Genomic DNA, 17,897 nt, shown 5'->3' on the forward strand with positions numbered 1-17,897 from the left:
CCGACCCGGAGAACGTCGTGATCGACTACTACTCGGCCTCGGCCGAGTTCTACGAACTGGTCGCCACCCGGCACACCGCCAGCGGCGGCCCTCCGCTGACCCGCGTCCTCACCGGCCTGGACGTGTCCCACGGCCCCGTCCTGGAAATCGGCGCGGGCACCGGGCGCGTGACGGAGGTCATCGCTTCCGCCCTGCCCGAGGCGGAGATCCTCGCGGCCGAGCCGTCGGCCACCATGCGCGCCATGCTCACCTCCCGGGTCGCCCGCGACCCGGACCTGCGCAGGCGCGTGACCGTCGTCGACGGGGCCGCCCAGGACCTCGTGCTGCCTGAACGGCTCTCCGCCGTCGTCATCTTCGGTGTGGCCGGTCATCTCACCGTCCCCGAACGCGTCGCGCTGTGGAAACGGCTCGCGGACCGCCTTCCGGACGGCGCGCCCATCGTCGTCGAACTGATGGGAGTGGCCTCGCCCCGCGTCATCCCACCCGTGATGTCGCTCAGGGAGACGATCGGACGCCAGACGTACGAGTGGTGGATCGGCGGCGAACCCATCGAGGGCGACGCCATGCGGTTCACCACCACCTGGAAGGTGCTGCGCGACGGCCGCACCGTGCGCGAGGTCTCCGACACCTACGACTGGCACACCTTCGACGTCGCCCGGCTGGCCCGCGAGGCCGGTATGACCAGCCGCCGCATCACCGAGGCCGGCGGCAGGCCCATCCCCGAGATCGGAGTACTCGTCAAGTGACGTCACAACCGCCCGAGCCCGGCCCGGCCCCGGCAGCCCCGGACAGCGCTGCCGAGGGCACGGACAGCCCCCGCACCCCGCCTCCGCTGCGCGCGCTCGCCCAGCCCGTCCGGTGGCGACTGGCGTTCGCCACGGGCCTCCAGGCCCTCGCCGCCCTCGCCGCGGTGGTCCCCTTCATCGCCGTCTCCCGCCTCGCCGAGCGACTCACCGGCCAGCCCCCGGCCGACGGCGAAGCGCTCTGGCCGCTGGTGGCACTGGCCTGCTCCTCCGGCTTCGTCGCCCTGGCGTGCGGCACGGCGGCCGGCGCCCTCGCCCACCTCGCCGACAACGACCTCCAGCTCACCCTCCGCCGTCGGCTCGCCCGGCACATCGGGCGGCTGCCGCTCGGCCGGCTGACCGCCCGGGGCACCGGCCAGGTCAAGCAGGCCGTGCAGGACGACGTGAGCGCGTTGCACACGCTGCTCGCCCACACACTGCTCGATGTCGTCGCGGTCCTCACCGCCCCGGTGCCGGCACTGGCCTACCTGTGCACGGTCGACTGGCGTCTCGCCTCCGTCAGCGTGGTGCCCCTGCTGCTGGGCGCCTTCCTGTTCCGCCGTGCCATGGCGGGCGCGGCGGTGCGTATGACCGAGTTCGGTGCCGCGCTGGGCCGGATCTCCGCCGCCGCCGTGGAGTTCGCATCCGGCATAGCCGTGTTCAAGAGCTTCGGACGCGGGCGCAAGGCCCACGAGCGTTTCGTCCGCGCGGCCGAGGACTTCGCCGACTTCTTCGCCGCCTGGGTCAGGTCCACCCTGGCCAGCTCCACCGCCGCGATCCTGGTGGTCGCACCGGCCGTGGTCCTGCTGCTCCTTTCCCTGCTGGGCGCGGTGTTCGTCACCCAGGAATGGATGACCGGCGCCGAACTCGTCCCCTTCCTCCTGCTCGGCCCCGCCATCGCCGCCCCCATGGGTGTCGTGGGCCCCCGCATCCAGCAGATCCGGGCAGGACAGGCCGCAGCCGTACGCATCACGGAGCTGCTGCACGCCCCCACCCTCCCCGAGCCCGCGAACCCCGCCCTGCCCGACGGCAACCACATCTCGATGCGCGGAGTGTCCTTCTCCTACGACGGGCGGACCGACGTCCTCAGCTGCGTCGACCTCGACCTCACGCCCGGCACGGTCACCGCGCTGGTGGGCCCCTCCGGCTCCGGCAAGTCCACCCTGGCATCACTGCTGCCCCGCTTCCACGACGTCACGGCCGGCACGGTGACCCTCGGCGGCGTCGACCTCCGCGACATCCCCGCGACCGAGCTGTACCGCCGGATCGGCTTCGTCCTGCAGGACGTGCGGCTGCTGCGGGCGAGCGTCGCCGACAACATCCGGCTGGGCCGCCCCGACGCCACCGACGAGGAAGTCGAACGGTGCGCCCGCGCCGCCCGTATCCACGACCGGATCACGGAACTGCCCGACGGCTACGCGAGCGAACTCGGCACGACCGTCACCCTCTCCGGCGGAGAAGCGCAACGCCTGTCCATCGCCCGGGCGCTGCTCGCCGACGCCCCCGTCCTCGTCCTCGACGAGGCGACCGCGTACGCCGACCCGCACTCCGAGGCACTGATCCAGGACGCGCTGTCCGCGCTCGCGGCCGGCCGCACCCTCCTCGTCATCGCCCACCGCCTGTCGACCATCCGCTCCGCCGACCGGATCGTGGTCCTGGAGGACGGACGCGTCACCGAACAGGGCCGGCACGACGACCTGCTGGCCGCACAGGGCCGCTACGCCGCGCTGTGGGAGGCCCAGCACACCCCGGCTCCGCAGCGCACCCCGGCCCCGGACCGGAGCGACGGCATCCCTCACCACCGGCCCGCACCCGCCGGGGCCGGCCGTGCGGCGGACGACATCCGAGAAGGAAGTGCACGATGATCCGTCAGCTCTACCGCGCCCTGGGGCCGGAGGGCTCCCGCCCGCTGAACCGGCTGCTGGTTCTCCAGTCCGCCGCGGCCGTCCTCCAGGGTGTCGCCTTCGCCCTCCTCGTACCCGTCCTCAAGGCCCTGCTGGGCACGGACCCCGACGACGTCCGGCCCTGGCTTGCGGCGTTCACCGGCTGCGTACTCGCCTACGCGGTGCTCCAGGGCGCCGCCCTGAGCGACGGGTTCACCGTCGGCTCCCAGCTCTCCCGGGTACTGCACCGCCGGATGGCCGACCAGGCCCTGCGCCTGCCCCTCGGCTGGTTCACCGCCGGCCGCACGGCCGAGTTCAGCAGGCTGGCCGCACAGGACGTCATCCAGGTGATGAGCACACCGGCCCACCTGCTGCGCCCCTTCATCAGCTCCCTCCTCACCCCGGCGACGCTGGTGGCCGCCACCTTCATCTTCGACGTCCGCACCGCCCTGGTGCTCCTGGTCTGCGCGCCCGTGCTGTTCGCCGTCCAGCAGGCCGGCGCCTCACTGATGCGGCGGCTCGACCTCGGCCGCGACGCCGCGATCGGCGAATCGGCCGACCGGGTGCTGGAGTACACCCGCAACCAGCCGGTCCTGCGGGCGTTCGGCCGGACCGCGGAGGGCTACGGGGCGCTGGACGACGCCCTGGTGGCCGAGGCGCGCGCCGACCGGCGGCTCATCGCGCGCGGCCTCCCCGGCCTCGTCTCCTTCACCTTCGCCACCCGGCTCGCCTTCGCCCTGCTGCTCGCACTGAGCGTGTCCTGGCAGCTCGACGGGTCGCTCACCGTGCCCACCCTCCTGGCGCTCCTGGTCCTGCTCGTCCGCCTCATCGACAGCGTCTCGTCCGCCGCCGAGGCCGGTGCGGGCATGCGCATCGCCCGCAACACCCTGGAACGGCTCGGCGCCGTCCTCGACGAACCGCCGTTCCCCCAGCCCGCCGAACCGAAGACACCCCGCGACGCGAGCGTGGAGTTCGCGGGGGTCGGCTTCCGCTACGACGACGGGAGGGGCGGCGGAGCAGCCGCGCGCCCGGCATTGAACGGCGTGACCTTCCGCCTGCCCGAGCGCAGCATGACGGCACTCGTGGGGCCCTCCGGCGCAGGCAAGACCACGGTCGCCGCGCTGATCGCCCGCTTCCGGGACACCACGGAGGGCAGCGTCCGCATCGGCGGCGTCGACGTCCGCGAGATGGCCGCCGACGACCTGGCCGCCCACGTCTCCCTCGTCTTCCAGGACGTCTACCTCTTCGACGGAACCATCGAGGAGAACGTCAGGATCGCGGCCCCGGACGCCACCCCGGACGAACTGGCCACGGCCGCGGCCCTGTCCGGGCTCGACAGGGTGATCGCGGAACTGCCCGACGGCTGGGACACCAGGGTGGGGGAGGGAGGCGCGCGGCTGTCCGGCGGGCAGCGCCAGCGCGTGTCCATCGCCCGCGCGCTGCTGAAGGACGCGCCGATCCTCGTCCTCGACGAGGCCACCGCCGCACTCGACCAGGAGAACGAGGCGTTGTTCGCCGAGGCCGTGCGCACCCTGGCCGACCACAAGACGCTGCTGGTCATCGCGCACCGGCTGAGCACCGTCGCGCACGCGGACCAGATCCTGGTCCTGGAGGACGGCGAGATCACCGAACGAGGCACACACGACGACCTGGTCACGGCGGGCGGCACGTACGCGTCCTTCTGGCAGCGGCGGGCCCGGGCCCACGGCTGGCGGCTGGAGGCGGCACGGTCATGACCCCGCACCCGGCACCGGCGATCCACCGGACACAGCACCAGCGCCGACAGGAAGGCACGACACGATGAGCACCGCCCTGAGGAACACCTGGGACCCATGGGCGGGTTGCGTCCCGCCACTCGCGCGCTCGAGCGCCCTGGACCCTTGCCCCGACCCCGCGGCCACCGCGACCCGCCTCGCCCAAGCCGCTCTCGCCGACCAGTACATGGTCTACGAGGCGGCAGGAGGGGTCTGGCACTTCGCGGCGGGCTCCGCCGTGTCCCTCACCGCGCACGCGACCGGCGTCACCGCGCGGGCGGCGGGGCGGACCTGGACGGCCCCCACCGACGGCAGGCCGCTGGCGGAGTTCGCCGGCGCACTCAGCGCCCTCTCCGCGGCGCACGGCGCGCACGGCGGCGAACGCCACTTCTACGGCTGGGCGGCCTTCGAACTCGCCCACCTCCTCCACGCCGACCCCGCGGCCACCGGCGACGGACCTCTTCTGCACGCTCTGGTCCCTTCCGTCGAGGTGACGCTCACCGGCGAGAGGACCGTGCTCCGCGCGGTGGACGAGGCGTGGCTCCGCAAGGTCGCCGACCTGCTGGCGGAGCCGGCCCCCCGACAGCTCCCACCGGACGGAGCGACTCCAAAGATGACCGAGCGGATCATCGAGACCGGCACCGGCGCCTATGGCAGCGCGGTGTCCCGAACGGTCGAGGACATCCGCGCCGGACTCCTGGAGAAGGCCGTCGTCTCCCGGAAGGTTCCGCTGCCCGCCGGACCACCCGTCAACTTCCCCACGACATATCTCGCTGGCCGCCGGGCCAACACCCCGGCCCGCTCCTACCTGCTGGATCTCGGCGGCTACCGGGCGGCCGGGTTCAGCCCGGAGACCGTCCTGGAGGCCGGGGAGGACGGCCGTGTCAGTACGCAGCCACTCGCCGGCACCCGCGCACGCGGGACCGACCAGGCGGAGAACGAGCGCCTGCGCGCGGAACTGCTCACCGACCCCAAGGAGATCCACGAGCACGCCGTGTCCGTACGGCTGGCCTGGGACGAGATGGCCCGGGTGTGCCGGCCCGGATCCGTCGCGGCCGAGGAGTTCATGTCGGTCCGGCCGCGCGGTGCGGTGCAGCACCTCGCCTCGCGGGTGACAGGCCGACTGCGGCCCGATGCCGGGCCGTGGGACGCCTTCGCCTCCCTCTTCCCCGCCATCACCGCCACCGGCGTCTCCAAGCGCTCCGCCCTCCAGGCCCTGGCCCGCCATGAGGAGGGACCCCGCGGCCTGTACGGCGGAGCGGTCTTCCGGGGGAGCACCGGCGGCGCTCTCGACGCCGCCCTGGTCCTGCGCACCCTCATCGGTGAGGGCGACGAGACATGGCTGCGCGCGGGAGCGGGAGTCACCGCCCACTCCAGCCCGGAACGCGAGACCGAGGAGACCCGCGAAAAGCTCCGCAGCGTCGCCCCGTACCTGAGGTTCGGCCCGGACTGACCGCGACCGGCATGGTTCCAGCTCCCTCTTGGGCGCCCCGACCGGACCCGCAGCGCCGAAAAACGGCAAGGAACGTGGAGGTGCGGCGGACCTCCCTAAGACAGCAGCGACGCCCGCCTCGCCCTTCGGCAGGCGGACCGACCGACGGGAAGAGACCGGCGGGAAAAGAGCGACGGGAAAGACTGACGGAAAACCGACACAACAGGAGCGACATGACACAGCGATCTCAAGGACCCACGGCGGAGGAACTCGCCGCCGCCACGCCCGGCGAGTTCTGGGAGGGCCTCTACCGTGAACGAGCCGACGACGGGGCTTTCTGGGGAGCCCGTGTGAACCCGGTGCTGGCAGAGGTCGCGAGCGGGCTCCCGCCCGGAGCCGCGCTCGACCTCGCGTGCGGGAGTGGCGGAGACAGCCTGTGGCTCGCCGCCCGCGGATGGCGGGTGACGGCGGTCGACATCTCGCGGACCGCTGTGGCCCGGCTCGCCGACGTCGCTCGTGCCCGGGGACTCGGCGACCTGGTCTCAGCCGAGTGCCACGACCTGGCCCGGACGTTCCCCCAGGGAGAGTTCGACCTGGTCTCCGCGCAGTACTTCCACACCCCCTACGATCTTCCCCGTGGCGCCATCCTGCGCGCCGCGGCGGACTCGCTGCGGCCGGGCGGACGGCTTCTCGTCGTGGACCACGGCTCCCTCGCCCCCTGGTCCTGGAACCAGGACCAGGGCACACGCTTGCCGACCCCGGACGAGGTCCACGCCGGGATCGGCCTGCCCGCCACCGGATGGACCGTCGAACGGGCCGACGCGCAAGACCGCCGGGCTGCCGGTCCGGGCGGGCAGACCGCCACCGTCACCGACCACGTCCTGCTCGTCCGCCGCGCGACCGGCTGAGCCTGGTCCCGACCGCGCCCGTGCGGGACATCGCCGCCGCACAGGAGCCCGCGAGCGCCACCCGGGAGGCGGCGGGTGCGTGCCGCCGTCCTCCAGATCGCGCCGCCCACGACGGGCGGCGGCGAGCAGTTGCGGGAGAGCCCGTGCGACAGGACGAGGTGAGTGCTCACTGGAGCGCGCGCGACCGCCGCCGTCGGCGTCGGGGTGCCGGCCGGGTTCGGCCGCGTGCTCGCGGACCCGGCGCGCTGTCGTGTTCCGTCGCCCGCCCGCCTCCTCCTAGCTGGTGTAGTCCTTGATCCAGTAGGAGCAGTCGATCCACCCCGGAAGCCTGCCGCTGAAGTCCTTCGCGCAGGCCTTGATCTGGACCTCGGTGCGGTGCGGGATGTTGCTGATCCTGCAGTACTCGAAGCCGTTGTCCGCCCCGTTCCGGTCGTCGCACGAGGTGATCTCGGAGCGGCCGGGCAGCTTGATGCGGAGCACCATGCCGTAGCCGTCCGCCTTGGTGTCCGCGATCCGGAACCTGTTGTTGTCGCCACTGTTGAACGCCCCGGTTCCGCGACCGTTCGACGCGTCCGCGATGTGCCAGGAGCCGACGGCGTTCGCCGGAGCCTGGGCCAGGGCGACACAGGCGGCGGCACCGGCCACCACGGTCACCACACGCTTGATACGGGACATGGCCCCCCACTCTCTTCCTTCACGGCCCCCGAGCGGCGAGCCCGTCGAATCGTCAGAAGAGGATCATGCCCCGGTCAAGCGCCATGTGCCAGCGCTGCACAGGCACCTCTTCACTGACACGTGGAGTGCGGTATGTCGGAGTAGGGGAGTTCGCAGAGGCACGCGCTGGAGACCGACGAGGTTGTTGCCCGGGGTCTTGTCGTCCAGGGGGATGCCGTGCCCGGTCTTGAGCTTGTTGATCAGGCGGGGCCGCCGGCGACCGGTGTCCACCGCGCCGGCGAACGTCGCGAGGTACCCGGCCGCCGACTCCCCGGCGCGGCGCATCCGATGGTTTCGACTGGGGCGTCGGCCGTTTCCGCGTCGAAACCGCCGTAACGGGGTCGAATACCAGAGGCGTCGCCCGGAATTCGCCATGGGGATTCCTTGCCCTCCATCCCCGTCAGCGCTTCTGCTGATCCTCAAGGGGTTCCCGCAGGGCCCTGACAACGCTTTCGTGCGTTTCCACCCCGTCATTCCTGGTGACCGCGAGAATGCTCCGGCCGAGCCAGTTCGGGTCGTCCACGCGTACCAGGGCGATGTTCTCGGGGACGACCGGGGCGAGGATGTCCGGAACGACGCAGATTCCGAGACCGGCGGCGACGAGTCCGAAGCGGCTGTGCCAGGTCCGCGTACGGAAGGCGATGAGCGGATCGGTCAGCGTGGGCCAGGCGCCGAACTGTGGTTCGTCGCGGGCGCCCTTGCCCACGATCCATGACTCGTGGACGAGTTCACGCACCGGGACGGTGCCCTCCACCGCGGCGAGAGGGTGCCCGCGTGGCACGCCCACCGTCAGCTCACCGCCCGGCAGCGGGGCGATCCGCAACCCCTCCAGGGCCGGCTGCGGCAGGCCGGGCCCGGAGGCCACGACCGCGATGTCCAGCCGCTTGCTGATGACCTGGTGCACGAGCTGCGGCGAGGACGCCTCGGTGAGTGCGAATGTCAGCCTGGGCTGCTGCTCCAGTGCCCTGGCCAGCGCGAAGGGGAGCAGAGCGGCGTTCGCGGAGGGGAAGGCTCCCACCCGGACCCGCACCTCGGGTCCGTGGGTCAGCTCGTCGAGCCGTTCGTCCAGTCGGTCAAGGCCGGCGAGGGTTTCGGTGGCGAACCGGGCGACGAGTTCCCCCGCGCGCGTCGTGGTGACGCCGCGCGCGCCGCGTACGAAGAGGAGCTGCCCCGCGGCCTTCTCGGCGGCTGAGACCTGGCGGGAGATGGCGGGCTGGGAGTAGCCGAGGGTGCGCGCCGCGCGGCTCAGGGAGCCGTGTGCGGCCACCGCGCGCACGACGCGGAGAGCGCTGATGCTGAGTTCGGGCACGGCACCATGGTAGTCCTCCGAGCCATGCAGGTTTGTTATGGGAAAGGGTCGGTACTTGCATGCTGCGCAGGGCCAAAAAGGAGTTCGCAGGGGTTAGTGTCGAAAGCGGCGGCAATGCCACTACCCCTGAGAGGATTTTCCATGAGTGAGTTCATTTCCCCTGATGACACCCGTTACGACGAGCGGGCGCGCGCCCTGGTGCGGATAGGCCGCGAGGCGATCGCCGTGGCCGACGACGAGAAGCTGGACGCCTACTTCGCGGAAGACTTCGTTTTCCACGGTCCCGACGGCGATATGACGTACGCGCAGCTCCGTTCCTTCTTCGCGGCCATGCGTGCCGCGTTCGAGGGATTCGCGTGCGAGCGGCGCACCATTGTCAGCGAGGGTGAGTACATCGGTGCGCGTACCTGTATGTCGGGGCGTTTCACCGCGCCCTTCGAGGCGTCCCCGATCGGCACGATCCCGCCGAACGGGCAGCCGATGCGCCTCGAACTGATCAACCTCTTCCGCTACCACGAGAACGGCCGGTTGGCCGAGGAGTGGGTCCAGTACGACAACGTCGGCTTCCTGCGCCAGCTCGGCGTCGACCTCACCGAGGGGCGCTGACCGATACCCCCGGCGGCCGTCCCGCCGCCCGAGGTACCTTCAAGGGATGTCTGGGGGCGGTCACCGGGGTTCCTTGTGCTCGCTGGAGGCGTTGCGCCGAGGTGCGGGGAGGGCGATTCCGTATTGGGCGGCCTGTGCTGTGTACATGCCGTGGTACAGGCCGCCGGCCGTCATGAGCTGGCCGTGGGTGCCGTGCTCGGCGACACGCCCCTGGTCGAGGACGTAGATGTGGTCGGCGGAGGCGGTCGCGGCGAGCCGGTGAGTGATCAGCACGACCGCGGTGCCGTCGCCGGCAAGGGAGCGCAGCCGCTCGAACGCGTCGATCTCGGCGTGCGGGTCCAGCGCGCTGGTCGGTTCATCGACCAGGAGGAACGGTGCGTCGCGGTAACGGCTTCGTGCGGTGCCCAGCTTCTGCCACTGCCCGCCCGAGAGCTGAACGCCGCGTTCGTAGCCCTTGAAGACGATGGAGTCCCATCCCTGGTCCAGGCCCTCGATCAGGTCTGCCACGTCGGCGGCCCGTGCGGCGGCCTTGACCTCGGCCATGTCGCGGGGGCGGTCGCCGGCGCCGATGGCGATGTTCGCGGCGGCCGTCATCTGCCAGTGCGGGAAGTCCTGCGCCAGCAGCCCGACGGAGGCGAAGACCTGGGAACGGTCGGCCTCGCGTACCTCCACCCGTTCCCCGCGGGGCCCGGCCCACCACACGTGGCCGTCGCCGGGCAGCAGCAGCCCGGCCAACACCTTGGCCAGCGTGGTTTTGCCGGAACCGTTGGCGCCCACCAGGGCGGTCACCTCGCCTCGGCGCACGGTGACGTTCACCCCGCGGAGCGCGGGGGTGGTCGCTCCCGGGTAGGTGAAGGAGACGTTTGCGGCCTGGATGGACCGCGCGGGAGAGGGCAGCGGTGCCCCTGTCGTCGGGATGGCGTGCCGGGCCGCCAGCTCGGTGTCACCGAGCTGCAGCATCTCCTCGTACATGCGGTTGACCTGCTGTACGAGGGAGGTGAGCCGGGCGGTGGAGTTGCGGATGGCGACCACGGCGGTCCCGCCCACGGCCAGCGGCAGCCCGCCGCTGGTCAGCAACCACCACAGCATCCCGTAGCAGCCCAGCGAGGCCAGTCCGGAGAACGCGCCGGCCACCAGGTCGGTCCGGGCCTGCGCCCGGGCAAGGCGCCGCTGCTCGGTCTCCATCAGCCCCGACATCTCCGCGTACCCGCGCAGCAGCAGCGAGGAGGCCGCGTGGACGCGGATCTCTCCCGCGGCGTGCGGCATCGTCAGGTACTGCAACAGTGTGGAGACCGCCCGGCGGTGGTCGATCCAGTGCAGCCGCGAGAGGTATTCGCGGCGGGCCGAGCGCACCGCGCCCCAGCCCTTGGGCAGGGCGATGACCAGCAGCATCGGCAGGAGCGCCCAGTGCAGCGAGGCGAGTACGACGGCGGCGGCCACCATGCTGATCACGACGTTCGCGACGCCCACGGACAAGCTGAGCATCCGCCGGGCGGAGTCGGTGCCGAACTTTCCGGCCTCCAGATGCCGTTGCACGTCCGCCTCTTCGGTCGCCTGGACCTCGACCTGCGTGACGGCGCGGTAATACCGGGTCGAGACCGCTCGCTCGACCTGTGGCTCCAGGCGCCCGGACATGGCCGTCGACCAGGCTGACAACAGGGCCGTCGCCAGGGAGAGGGCAGCCAGCGCCAGCAGTGCGGGCAGCGACTGCCGGAGCTTGTCGGCAGTCGGCCCCTCGGCGAACAGCTGGGTGAGCACCCCGTTGACGGCCACCAGCCCGAACCCGGCGGTCAGGCCCTGCCCGATCTGCGCAATCACCAGGCCGGCCAGGGCCCGCGGGTCCGCGCTCCATCCGGCCCGCAGAACCACGCCCACCATGCGCGGCAGCGCGACGGCCATCTGCCCGAACCGCATACGGGCGAGGGCTCCTTCGTGCTCGATGTACGCCTGGTCCCAGCGCAGCCGCCCTCCGAACAGTTCGCGCTCCGCCGCCGAGATCCCGTCTTCGGCTTCCTGCGCTCCCCTCATGCGGAGGCCCTCCGCGCGCGGACGCTCCTCACATCCGCGGTGACGCGCACCAGATTGCCTCCGGCCCCCGCCCCGGCGTGGGGGACGGGCAGCGGCGGTGAGGACGTCAACCCAGGGCCGGGAGCGCGGGGAAGGAACCGCGCCGGAGTGGCGATGTTCGATTGCCGCCAGGACGGGGCTGTTGCGGACCGGGGTGCCATGGTGTCCTCCAGATGGGCGCGCGAGGGGTACTGGTGCTCTAAGAACAGGACCACAGGCGGCGCCGTTACGGGTAGATCATGGACAAACGTTCTCAACTGCCTGAGTCCGGCCGGGCTGGCGGGCTCGTTGGCGCCCGATGCCATTCGAACGGATGCGACGCTCCGCGTTGAGTGGCCGTGCGCGGCGATGGCTGGCCAGACCTGTCGGCGCAGGGTTGCCACTGGCGTGGACGACGTGGAGCGAGCCGTCGTCTGTACCGGGGGCGGCCAGCGGTCGGAGAGGTCGGACACCGGGCGCGTTGTTCCGAAGCCGGAACTCCTCCAGCACACCCCGGCCTGAAGCCGAGCCTCGCCGCTGGACACACTCCCGGCTCGTCCGTGATCCGGCGGAGTCGGGAAGCGACCGAGCGGTGTCCACCGGCGACCTGCTCCACGCCTCGCTGCCCCAATACCGTCCCGGGCCCGGCGGAGTGGAGTAGCTCCCTACCCGTACGGGGCGGAAGCCCGGTACAGGACCCGGCCGGAGTCCGAGGGCCTCTCGCTCGACCACTCCGGTCCCGACACGCAAGCCCGCCGCGCGCGACCGACTGCGCCGTCCCGACATCGCCCCGTCGGCTCGCGGGTCGCCGACGGGGCTGAGGAGCCCTGGCCTGCCGCGCCTGCAAAGAGCAGTCACCTGACGCATACCGGACAGATCGCCGGCACGCCGAGACTGGTGACGCGGCAGCGGTCCATCGAGGGCCCCAGGGCCCTCCTCATCGGCACTCGGATCGCCGCGGCGACGAAGAACCCCCGGGTGCACATCCGGGGACGACGGCCTCCACACCGTCGGCCGGAGTTCGCCTCGTCCGCTCAGCTCAGCTCAGCGCTGCTCAGCTCACGGAAGGATCTACGGAGACCGTCATGGTGGCGAAGAAGACGGCGTTGCTGGGAGACCGCTTCGCCGCGGTCGACCCCGGGCTGATGCGGCTTGCTTCCGCGACGCGCGCCGTCCTCGGCGCCGCCGCGTCCCTCATCGTCCTGACGGCCCTGGGGCAGTCCGGCACGCAGTTGCTGGTCGGCGGGTTCACCGCGATGGTGACCTCGCTGGCCATCAGCGACCTGCACCCGCGCAACCAGCTGATCACGCTGGGACTGGGGATTCCGCTGTCCCTCGCGGCCCTGGCAGCCGGAGCCGTGCTGACGCCGTACCCGGTCGCGGCCGGGACCGTTTTCCTGCTGGTGATCTACCTGGCCGTTCACGCCCGCCGGTACGGCGCCAGGGGACAGGGCGTGGGCATCTTCGGCTTCATGGCCTTCTTCCTGTCGCAGTTCACCGGGGCAGGAGTGGTCCAGCTGCCGCAGACGGGCGCGGCCGTCCTCGTCGCGTTCGGGGCCGTCGTGGCCGTCTACCACTGTCCGGGATTCATGACGGCGTCGCGTGTCCTCTCCCGGCTGCGGCGTACCTTCGAGGGGCGGCTGCGCGACGTCCTGCGGGACGCCGCCGCCCTGCTCGGCACCGGACAGGACGCCGACGCACTGAGTCCGTCGTTGGAGCGCCGTCTGGGCAGGCTGCACGAGGCCGTGCTCCTGATCGAGGACTTTCTCGGTGAGCGCGCGGTTGACGAGGCGACCGACGGCCGGCTCCTGCGGCACATCTCACGTGCTGAGGTGGCTGCCCAGCGGCTCGCCGTACTGGCGGTCCGGGCGGCCGGTACTTCACCGGCCGCCGACGATCCCGCGGAGCGGGCCGCACGGGAACGGCTGGCGGCACGGATCCGCCTTCTGCGCCACCAGCTCATCCCGGGAACGGTTACCGCACGGGAAGACACCCCGGCCATCCTGCCGACCGCGTCGGCGCCGTTGCGGGACTGTCTCCACGGCGTCGATGAACTAGCCGCAGCCATGCGCCTTCTCGGCCCGCACGGAATCTCCCCGGCGGCAACCGCGACGACTCCGCACGAGCCCGCCACACCGCAGACGCGGGTGTTCAGCGTCAGGCGGTACCGCGAGGCGGACTCCGAAGACCGCGGAGGCGGAACCACCCGGCAGGCCCTCCAGGCGACCGCCGCCTCCGCGCTGTCCATCCTCGGCGGTCACCTGCTGTCCCCGGACCACTGGTATTGGGCCGTCGTGGCCACATGGGTCGTGTTCATCAACACCCGGAGCACCGGCGAAGTCCTGCTGCAAAGCGTCCGCCGGCTGGCGGGCACAGTTCTCGGCGCGGTGTCCGGCTACGGCCTCGCCACCCTGGCCGGACCGCACGGCCCGCTGCTCCTGGTCCTGCTGCTGGTGTGCATGTTCGGGATCTTCTACACCCCGTCCGGCGCCTACTGGGCGGTGACATTCTTCATCACCGGCATGCTGAGCATGCTGCTCGCCCTGCTGGACACCTTCTCGACGCACGTACTCGTCCTGCGCGTGCAGGAGACCGCGCTGGGAGTCTCCTGCGGCGTCCTCGCCACCGTCGTCGTGCTGCCCCTCACGGTCCGCCGGGCCAGCGACGCGGAACTGGTCCACTTCCTGCTGATCCTCAGACGCCTCCTGCACACCACCACGCGGAGCCCGAGCACCGACACCACGACGAGCCTGATACGCGCGGCCCACGATCTCGACCAGGCACTGGAGGCCTTCCGCAGGGCCTGTCTGCCGCTCACCCACCCGCTCAACCCCCAACGCGGCCGTCGTGACCGCGCCCGCCACCTGCTGGAACTGCTGGAAGCCGGGGCCTACCACGCACGGAGTCTGGCCGCCGTGGCCGGGCACACCCCGCAGGGCGACGACACCGCGCCCGCCACCTGGGTCACCGCGGCGGCCGACCGCGCACAGGAAAGGGTGACGCACCTGATCCGCCTCACGAGCAGTCGACCCGGCACCGCCCGCCACTCGGCACGCCCCAAGGTCACCGGAACGCTCTCCCTCCTCTCCGGCGAACGGCGTATGCGGCACGGGCGACCGTCGCCGCGGCAGCGCCTGCTGCTCCACATCGACCGCCTCGACCTCACCCTGATCGCGCTCACCCAAGCCTTGGCCCCGCCCACAGCGGCCGAGGACACCGCGGCTCCGTCCGCATCAGCGCGAGGGCCGGCGTCTCCAGGTGCAGTCACATGACGCATACCGCAACACGTCCGCAAAGACACACCATGACTGAGCAGGGCCGTCCACGAACGGACGCGTACGGGACGGCCTGTTTCCAGCGGCAAGGACCCCACGGTCCGATGCCCGCACCGACCTCGGCGGCGGAACCGCCCGAGGCCGACGCCGCCGCGACCACCGTCACGGCGCCACCGGTGCACGGCCCCCGCAGGGCCGCGTCACCCCCGTACCCGTCATGAGCAGCTGCTCATCCGTGTCTCGCCCGCGCCTGCGGCCCGAGCACGCGGAATCGATCGAACTGGAGAGAACTGTGGACACCATCACCCTGGGTGATGTCACCGTGACCCGTGTTTGGGAGTACTACGGTCCCGTCGACCTGGCGCCCGACGTGTTCGTCCCGGAGAGCCCGGCGCAGGCGTGGGAGACCCACCGTTCCTGGCTGGTTCCGGACTTCCTGGACGCCGAGACGAACATCGTGAATTCCGCGATCCAGACCTGGGTGCTGCGCAGTGAGGGCAGGACCATCCTGGTCGACACCGGCGTGGGCAACCACAAGGACCGCCCCTACGCGCCGGTGTGGAACCGGCTGAACACCGACTTCCTGGGCAACCTGGCCCGCGCCGGGGTCCGCCCCGAGGACGTGGACATCGTGATCAACACGCACCTGCACATCGATCACGTCGGCTGGAACACCTACCTCGACGGCCGCACCTGGGTGCCGACGTTCCCCAACGCCACCTATCTGATGGCCAGGGCCGACTTCGACTACTGGAACCCCGCCAACGAGATCAAGACCTCGCTCGGCCGAGGCAACCAGAACGTCTTCGAGGACAGCGTCGCCCCCGTGCACGAGGCCGGCCTGACCCACCTGTGGGAGGACAGCCACCAGATCGACGGCAACCTGCGCCTCGACCTCGCACCCGGCCACACCCCGGGCTCGTCGGTGCTCCGGCTGGAGTCCGGATCGGACCGGGCCCTCTTCGTCGGCGACTTGCTGCACAACCCGATCCAGATCCACGAGCCCGACGCCAACAGCTGTTTCTGCGAGGACCCCGCCGAAGCCCGCGCCACCCGCCGCAAGGTGCTCGGCCGGGCGGCCGACACCAACGCGCTCGTGGTCCCCGCGCATCTGGGTGGTCATGGCGCGGCCGAAGTGGTGCGTGAGGGAGACGGATTCGCAGTCAAGGGCTGGGCGCCCTTCGCCCCGTACACCGAGCAGGCCTGACTGTTCTGAGGAAAGGCACCACCACCGTGAACCACCACCGCGACCCCGTCGTGACCACCATGCAGGGAGCCGTGCGCGGTCTGCGCCAGGGCGACACCCTCACCTTTCAGAACATCCCCTACGCTGCCGCGCCTCGTGGCGGCGGCCGGTTCGCGCCGCCGCGGCCGCACGAGCCGTGGGACGGTGTGCGGGACGCCACCGTGCCGGGGCCCAACGCCCCGCAGTCCGAGCGCAGGCTCGGCAGCATCGACATGTCCCCCTACTTCGGCACCGGCTGGAGCCGCGGCGAGGACTACCTCACCGTCAATGTCTTCACACCCGACACCGCCCAGGGTGAGCTGCCGGTGATGGTGTTCGTCCACGGCGGGGGGTTCGTCGCCGGGTCGACGCGCTCCGCGCTGTATGACGGCTCCGCCTTCGCCCGCGACGGCGTCGTCCTCGTCACCCTCAACTACCGGCTCGGCATCGCGGGATTCCTCGACATCCCCGGCGCTCCGGCCAACCGTGGACTGCTCGATGTCGTCGCCGCCCTGCGCTGGGTGCGGGAGAACATCGCCGCATTCGGCGGCGACCCGCACAACGTCACCCTCTTCGGGCAGTCGGCCGGAGCGACCATCGTCAGCGGCATCCTGGCCACCCCCCAGGCCGCGGGGCTCTTCCACCGGGCGATCGTGCAAAGCGGCAGCGGCCTGGGGGCGTTCACCACCGAACAGGCCGCCCGCGTCACCCAGGCAGCGGCCGAGACCCTGGGCATCGAACCCCACCTCGACACCTTCGCCAAGGTCTGCGACGAGCGTCTGGTCGAGGCCGCCTCCCAACTCGCGGGCATCGACCTGCAGACCGCGACCCACCATGACCCGCTGCTCGGGCTCAGCCCCTTCAGCCTGGTCCTCGACACCCAGCCCGCCGCATCCGTCGCCGCCGGCCACAGCGCCGGCATCGACCTGCTGGTCGGCACCAACACCGAAGAAGGAAACCTCTACCTGGTCCCGGTCGGCAAATACGCCACCACGACCACGGCCGACATCACGGAGACGGCCGCACGCGCACACCCGCACCCCGCACAACTCATCGAGACCTACCGCGCCTCCCGCCCCGGGGCGTCCTTGGCCGAACTGCGCTCCGCCCTCATGGGCGACGCCCTCTTCGGCGCCGGCAGCCGCGCCCTGACCGAAGCACACACCACACACGCCCGCTCCACGACGTACGCCTACGAGTTCGCCTGGCGCTCCCACGCCCTGGACGGAGAACTCGGCGCCACCCACAGCGTCGAGCTGCCCTTCGTCTTCGACCTCGCACACCTTCCCCAGCTGCACGGCCCCAACGCCCTGCTCGGCCCCGACAAACCGCCCGCAGACCTCGCCACCCGCATGCACGCGGCCTGGGTCCGGTTCGCCAGGACCGGCGACCCCGGCTGGACCCCGTACGACACCGAACGCAGAACCACCATGCGCATCGACACCCACTGGACCCGGACCAACGACCCCCACAGCCAGGAACGACAAGCCTGGAACTGACCCCGCACATCTGTTTCGCCTGCGAGAACCCCGTCAAGGAAGACCATGGCCAGAACCGTCATCACCACCGGCAGCGCACCCTCCCTCCCGGCACCCCTGTCGCAGGGCATCCGCAAGGGTCCCGTCGTGCAGGTCTCCGGGCAACTCCCCTTCGACCCGGACACCGGCGAGGTCGTCGGTACCACGGTTGCCGAGCAGACCGTTCAGGTACTGCGCAACGTCACCGCCGTCCTCGAAGCAGGTGGCGCGGGCCTGGAGGACGTCGTGATGCTGCGCGTGTACCTCACTGACCCCGCCCACCTGGCCGAGATGAACGAGGCGTACGCGGCGGCCGTCGGTAAGCCCTTCCCCGCACGCACCACCGTCTATATGCGGCTGCCGCCGGGGCTGCTCGTGGAGGTCGACGCCCTGGCTGTAGTGGACGACTGAGCACATGCCTGGTCGTCTGACGAGGGCGTGCACCA

Annotated in this window: 13 protein-coding genes; 10 read left to right on the forward strand and 3 right to left on the reverse strand. The window is 71.6% G+C overall.

Annotated elements, in window-relative coordinates:
- Nucleotides 1–17: 17 nt before the first annotated feature.
- The 5 genes from FM076_RS32460 (at nucleotide 18) to FM076_RS32480 (ending at nucleotide 6,759) form a co-directional block, all read left to right on the forward strand.
- Nucleotides 18–746 carry a methyltransferase domain-containing protein gene (locus tag FM076_RS32460; protein ID WP_173874385.1) on the forward strand — a complete coding sequence of 243 codons (729 nt, stop codon included), beginning with the start codon at nucleotides 18–20 and terminating at the stop codon, nucleotides 744–746.
- The gene (locus FM076_RS32465) at nucleotides 743–2,647 is read left to right on the forward strand and encodes an ATP-binding cassette domain-containing protein (RefSeq protein WP_173874386.1); all 1,905 of its coding nucleotides are present in this window, start codon (nucleotides 743–745) and stop codon (nucleotides 2,645–2,647) included. The genes FM076_RS32460 and FM076_RS32465 overlap by 4 nt, the downstream gene beginning before the upstream one ends.
- The gene (locus FM076_RS32470; RefSeq protein WP_173874387.1) at nucleotides 2,644–4,401 is read left to right on the forward strand and encodes an ABC transporter ATP-binding protein; all 1,758 of its coding nucleotides are present in this window, start codon (nucleotides 2,644–2,646) and stop codon (nucleotides 4,399–4,401) included. The genes FM076_RS32465 and FM076_RS32470 overlap by 4 nt, the downstream gene beginning before the upstream one ends.
- A gap of 64 nt (nucleotides 4,402–4,465) precedes the next feature.
- On the forward strand, nucleotides 4,466–5,872 hold the full coding sequence (locus tag FM076_RS32475) for a salicylate synthase (RefSeq protein WP_173874388.1): 1,407 nt from the start codon (nucleotides 4,466–4,468) through the stop codon (nucleotides 5,870–5,872).
- 212 nt (nucleotides 5,873–6,084) lie between these two features.
- Nucleotides 6,085–6,759, forward strand: coding sequence for an SAM-dependent methyltransferase (locus tag FM076_RS32480; RefSeq protein ID WP_173874389.1), 675 nt, complete (start codon nucleotides 6,085–6,087; stop codon nucleotides 6,757–6,759).
- Between the two features lie 276 nt (nucleotides 6,760–7,035).
- On the opposite strand, the gene FM076_RS32485 is transcribed toward FM076_RS32480, so the two are convergent.
- Nucleotides 7,036–7,434, reverse strand: a complete 399-nt coding sequence (locus FM076_RS32485) for a hypothetical protein (RefSeq protein WP_173874390.1) — start codon at nucleotides 7,432–7,434, stop codon at nucleotides 7,036–7,038.
- A 439-nt stretch (nucleotides 7,435–7,873) separates the two neighbouring features.
- Nucleotides 7,874–8,782 (reverse strand): LysR substrate-binding domain-containing protein, encoded by a 909-nt coding sequence (locus tag FM076_RS32490; protein ID WP_173874391.1) that lies wholly within the window; start codon nucleotides 8,780–8,782, stop codon nucleotides 7,874–7,876.
- A 141-nt stretch (nucleotides 8,783–8,923) separates the two neighbouring features.
- Between FM076_RS32490 and FM076_RS32495 the strand changes: the two genes are divergently transcribed.
- Complete coding sequence (locus tag FM076_RS32495) at nucleotides 8,924–9,388, forward strand: ester cyclase (protein ID WP_173874392.1); 465 nt, start codon at nucleotides 8,924–8,926, stop codon at nucleotides 9,386–9,388.
- Nucleotides 9,389–9,448: 60 nt separating this feature from the next.
- Here the strand turns inward: FM076_RS32495 and FM076_RS32500 are convergent, their stop codons facing one another.
- Nucleotides 9,449–11,416 (reverse strand): ATP-binding cassette domain-containing protein, encoded by a 1,968-nt coding sequence (locus tag FM076_RS32500; protein WP_173874393.1) that lies wholly within the window; start codon nucleotides 11,414–11,416, stop codon nucleotides 9,449–9,451.
- Between the two features lie 1,103 nt (nucleotides 11,417–12,519).
- Between FM076_RS32500 and FM076_RS32505 the strand changes: the two genes are divergently transcribed.
- From FM076_RS32505 to FM076_RS32520, 4 genes are all read left to right on the forward strand, one after another.
- Entirely contained in the window at nucleotides 12,520–14,706 is a 2,187-nt protein-coding gene (locus FM076_RS32505; RefSeq protein WP_173874394.1) for an FUSC family protein, read from the forward strand.
- Between the two features lie 295 nt (nucleotides 14,707–15,001).
- Nucleotides 15,002–15,916, forward strand: coding sequence for an MBL fold metallo-hydrolase (locus tag FM076_RS32510; protein ID WP_173874395.1), 915 nt, complete (start codon nucleotides 15,002–15,004; stop codon nucleotides 15,914–15,916).
- Nucleotides 15,917–15,942: 26 nt separating this feature from the next.
- Complete coding sequence (locus tag FM076_RS32515; protein WP_173874396.1) at nucleotides 15,943–17,433, forward strand: carboxylesterase family protein; 1,491 nt, start codon at nucleotides 15,943–15,945, stop codon at nucleotides 17,431–17,433.
- 45 nt (nucleotides 17,434–17,478) lie between these two features.
- Nucleotides 17,479–17,862: a RidA family protein gene (locus FM076_RS32520; RefSeq protein WP_173874397.1), complete on the forward strand. Its 384-nt coding sequence runs from the start codon at nucleotides 17,479–17,481 to the stop codon at nucleotides 17,860–17,862.
- Nucleotides 17,863–17,897 lie beyond the last annotated feature (35 nt).

It is taken from the genome of Streptomyces albus subsp. chlorinus (assembly GCF_013302895.1).
GTDB lineage: Bacteria > Actinomycetota > Actinomycetes > Streptomycetales > Streptomycetaceae > Streptomyces > Streptomyces chlorinus.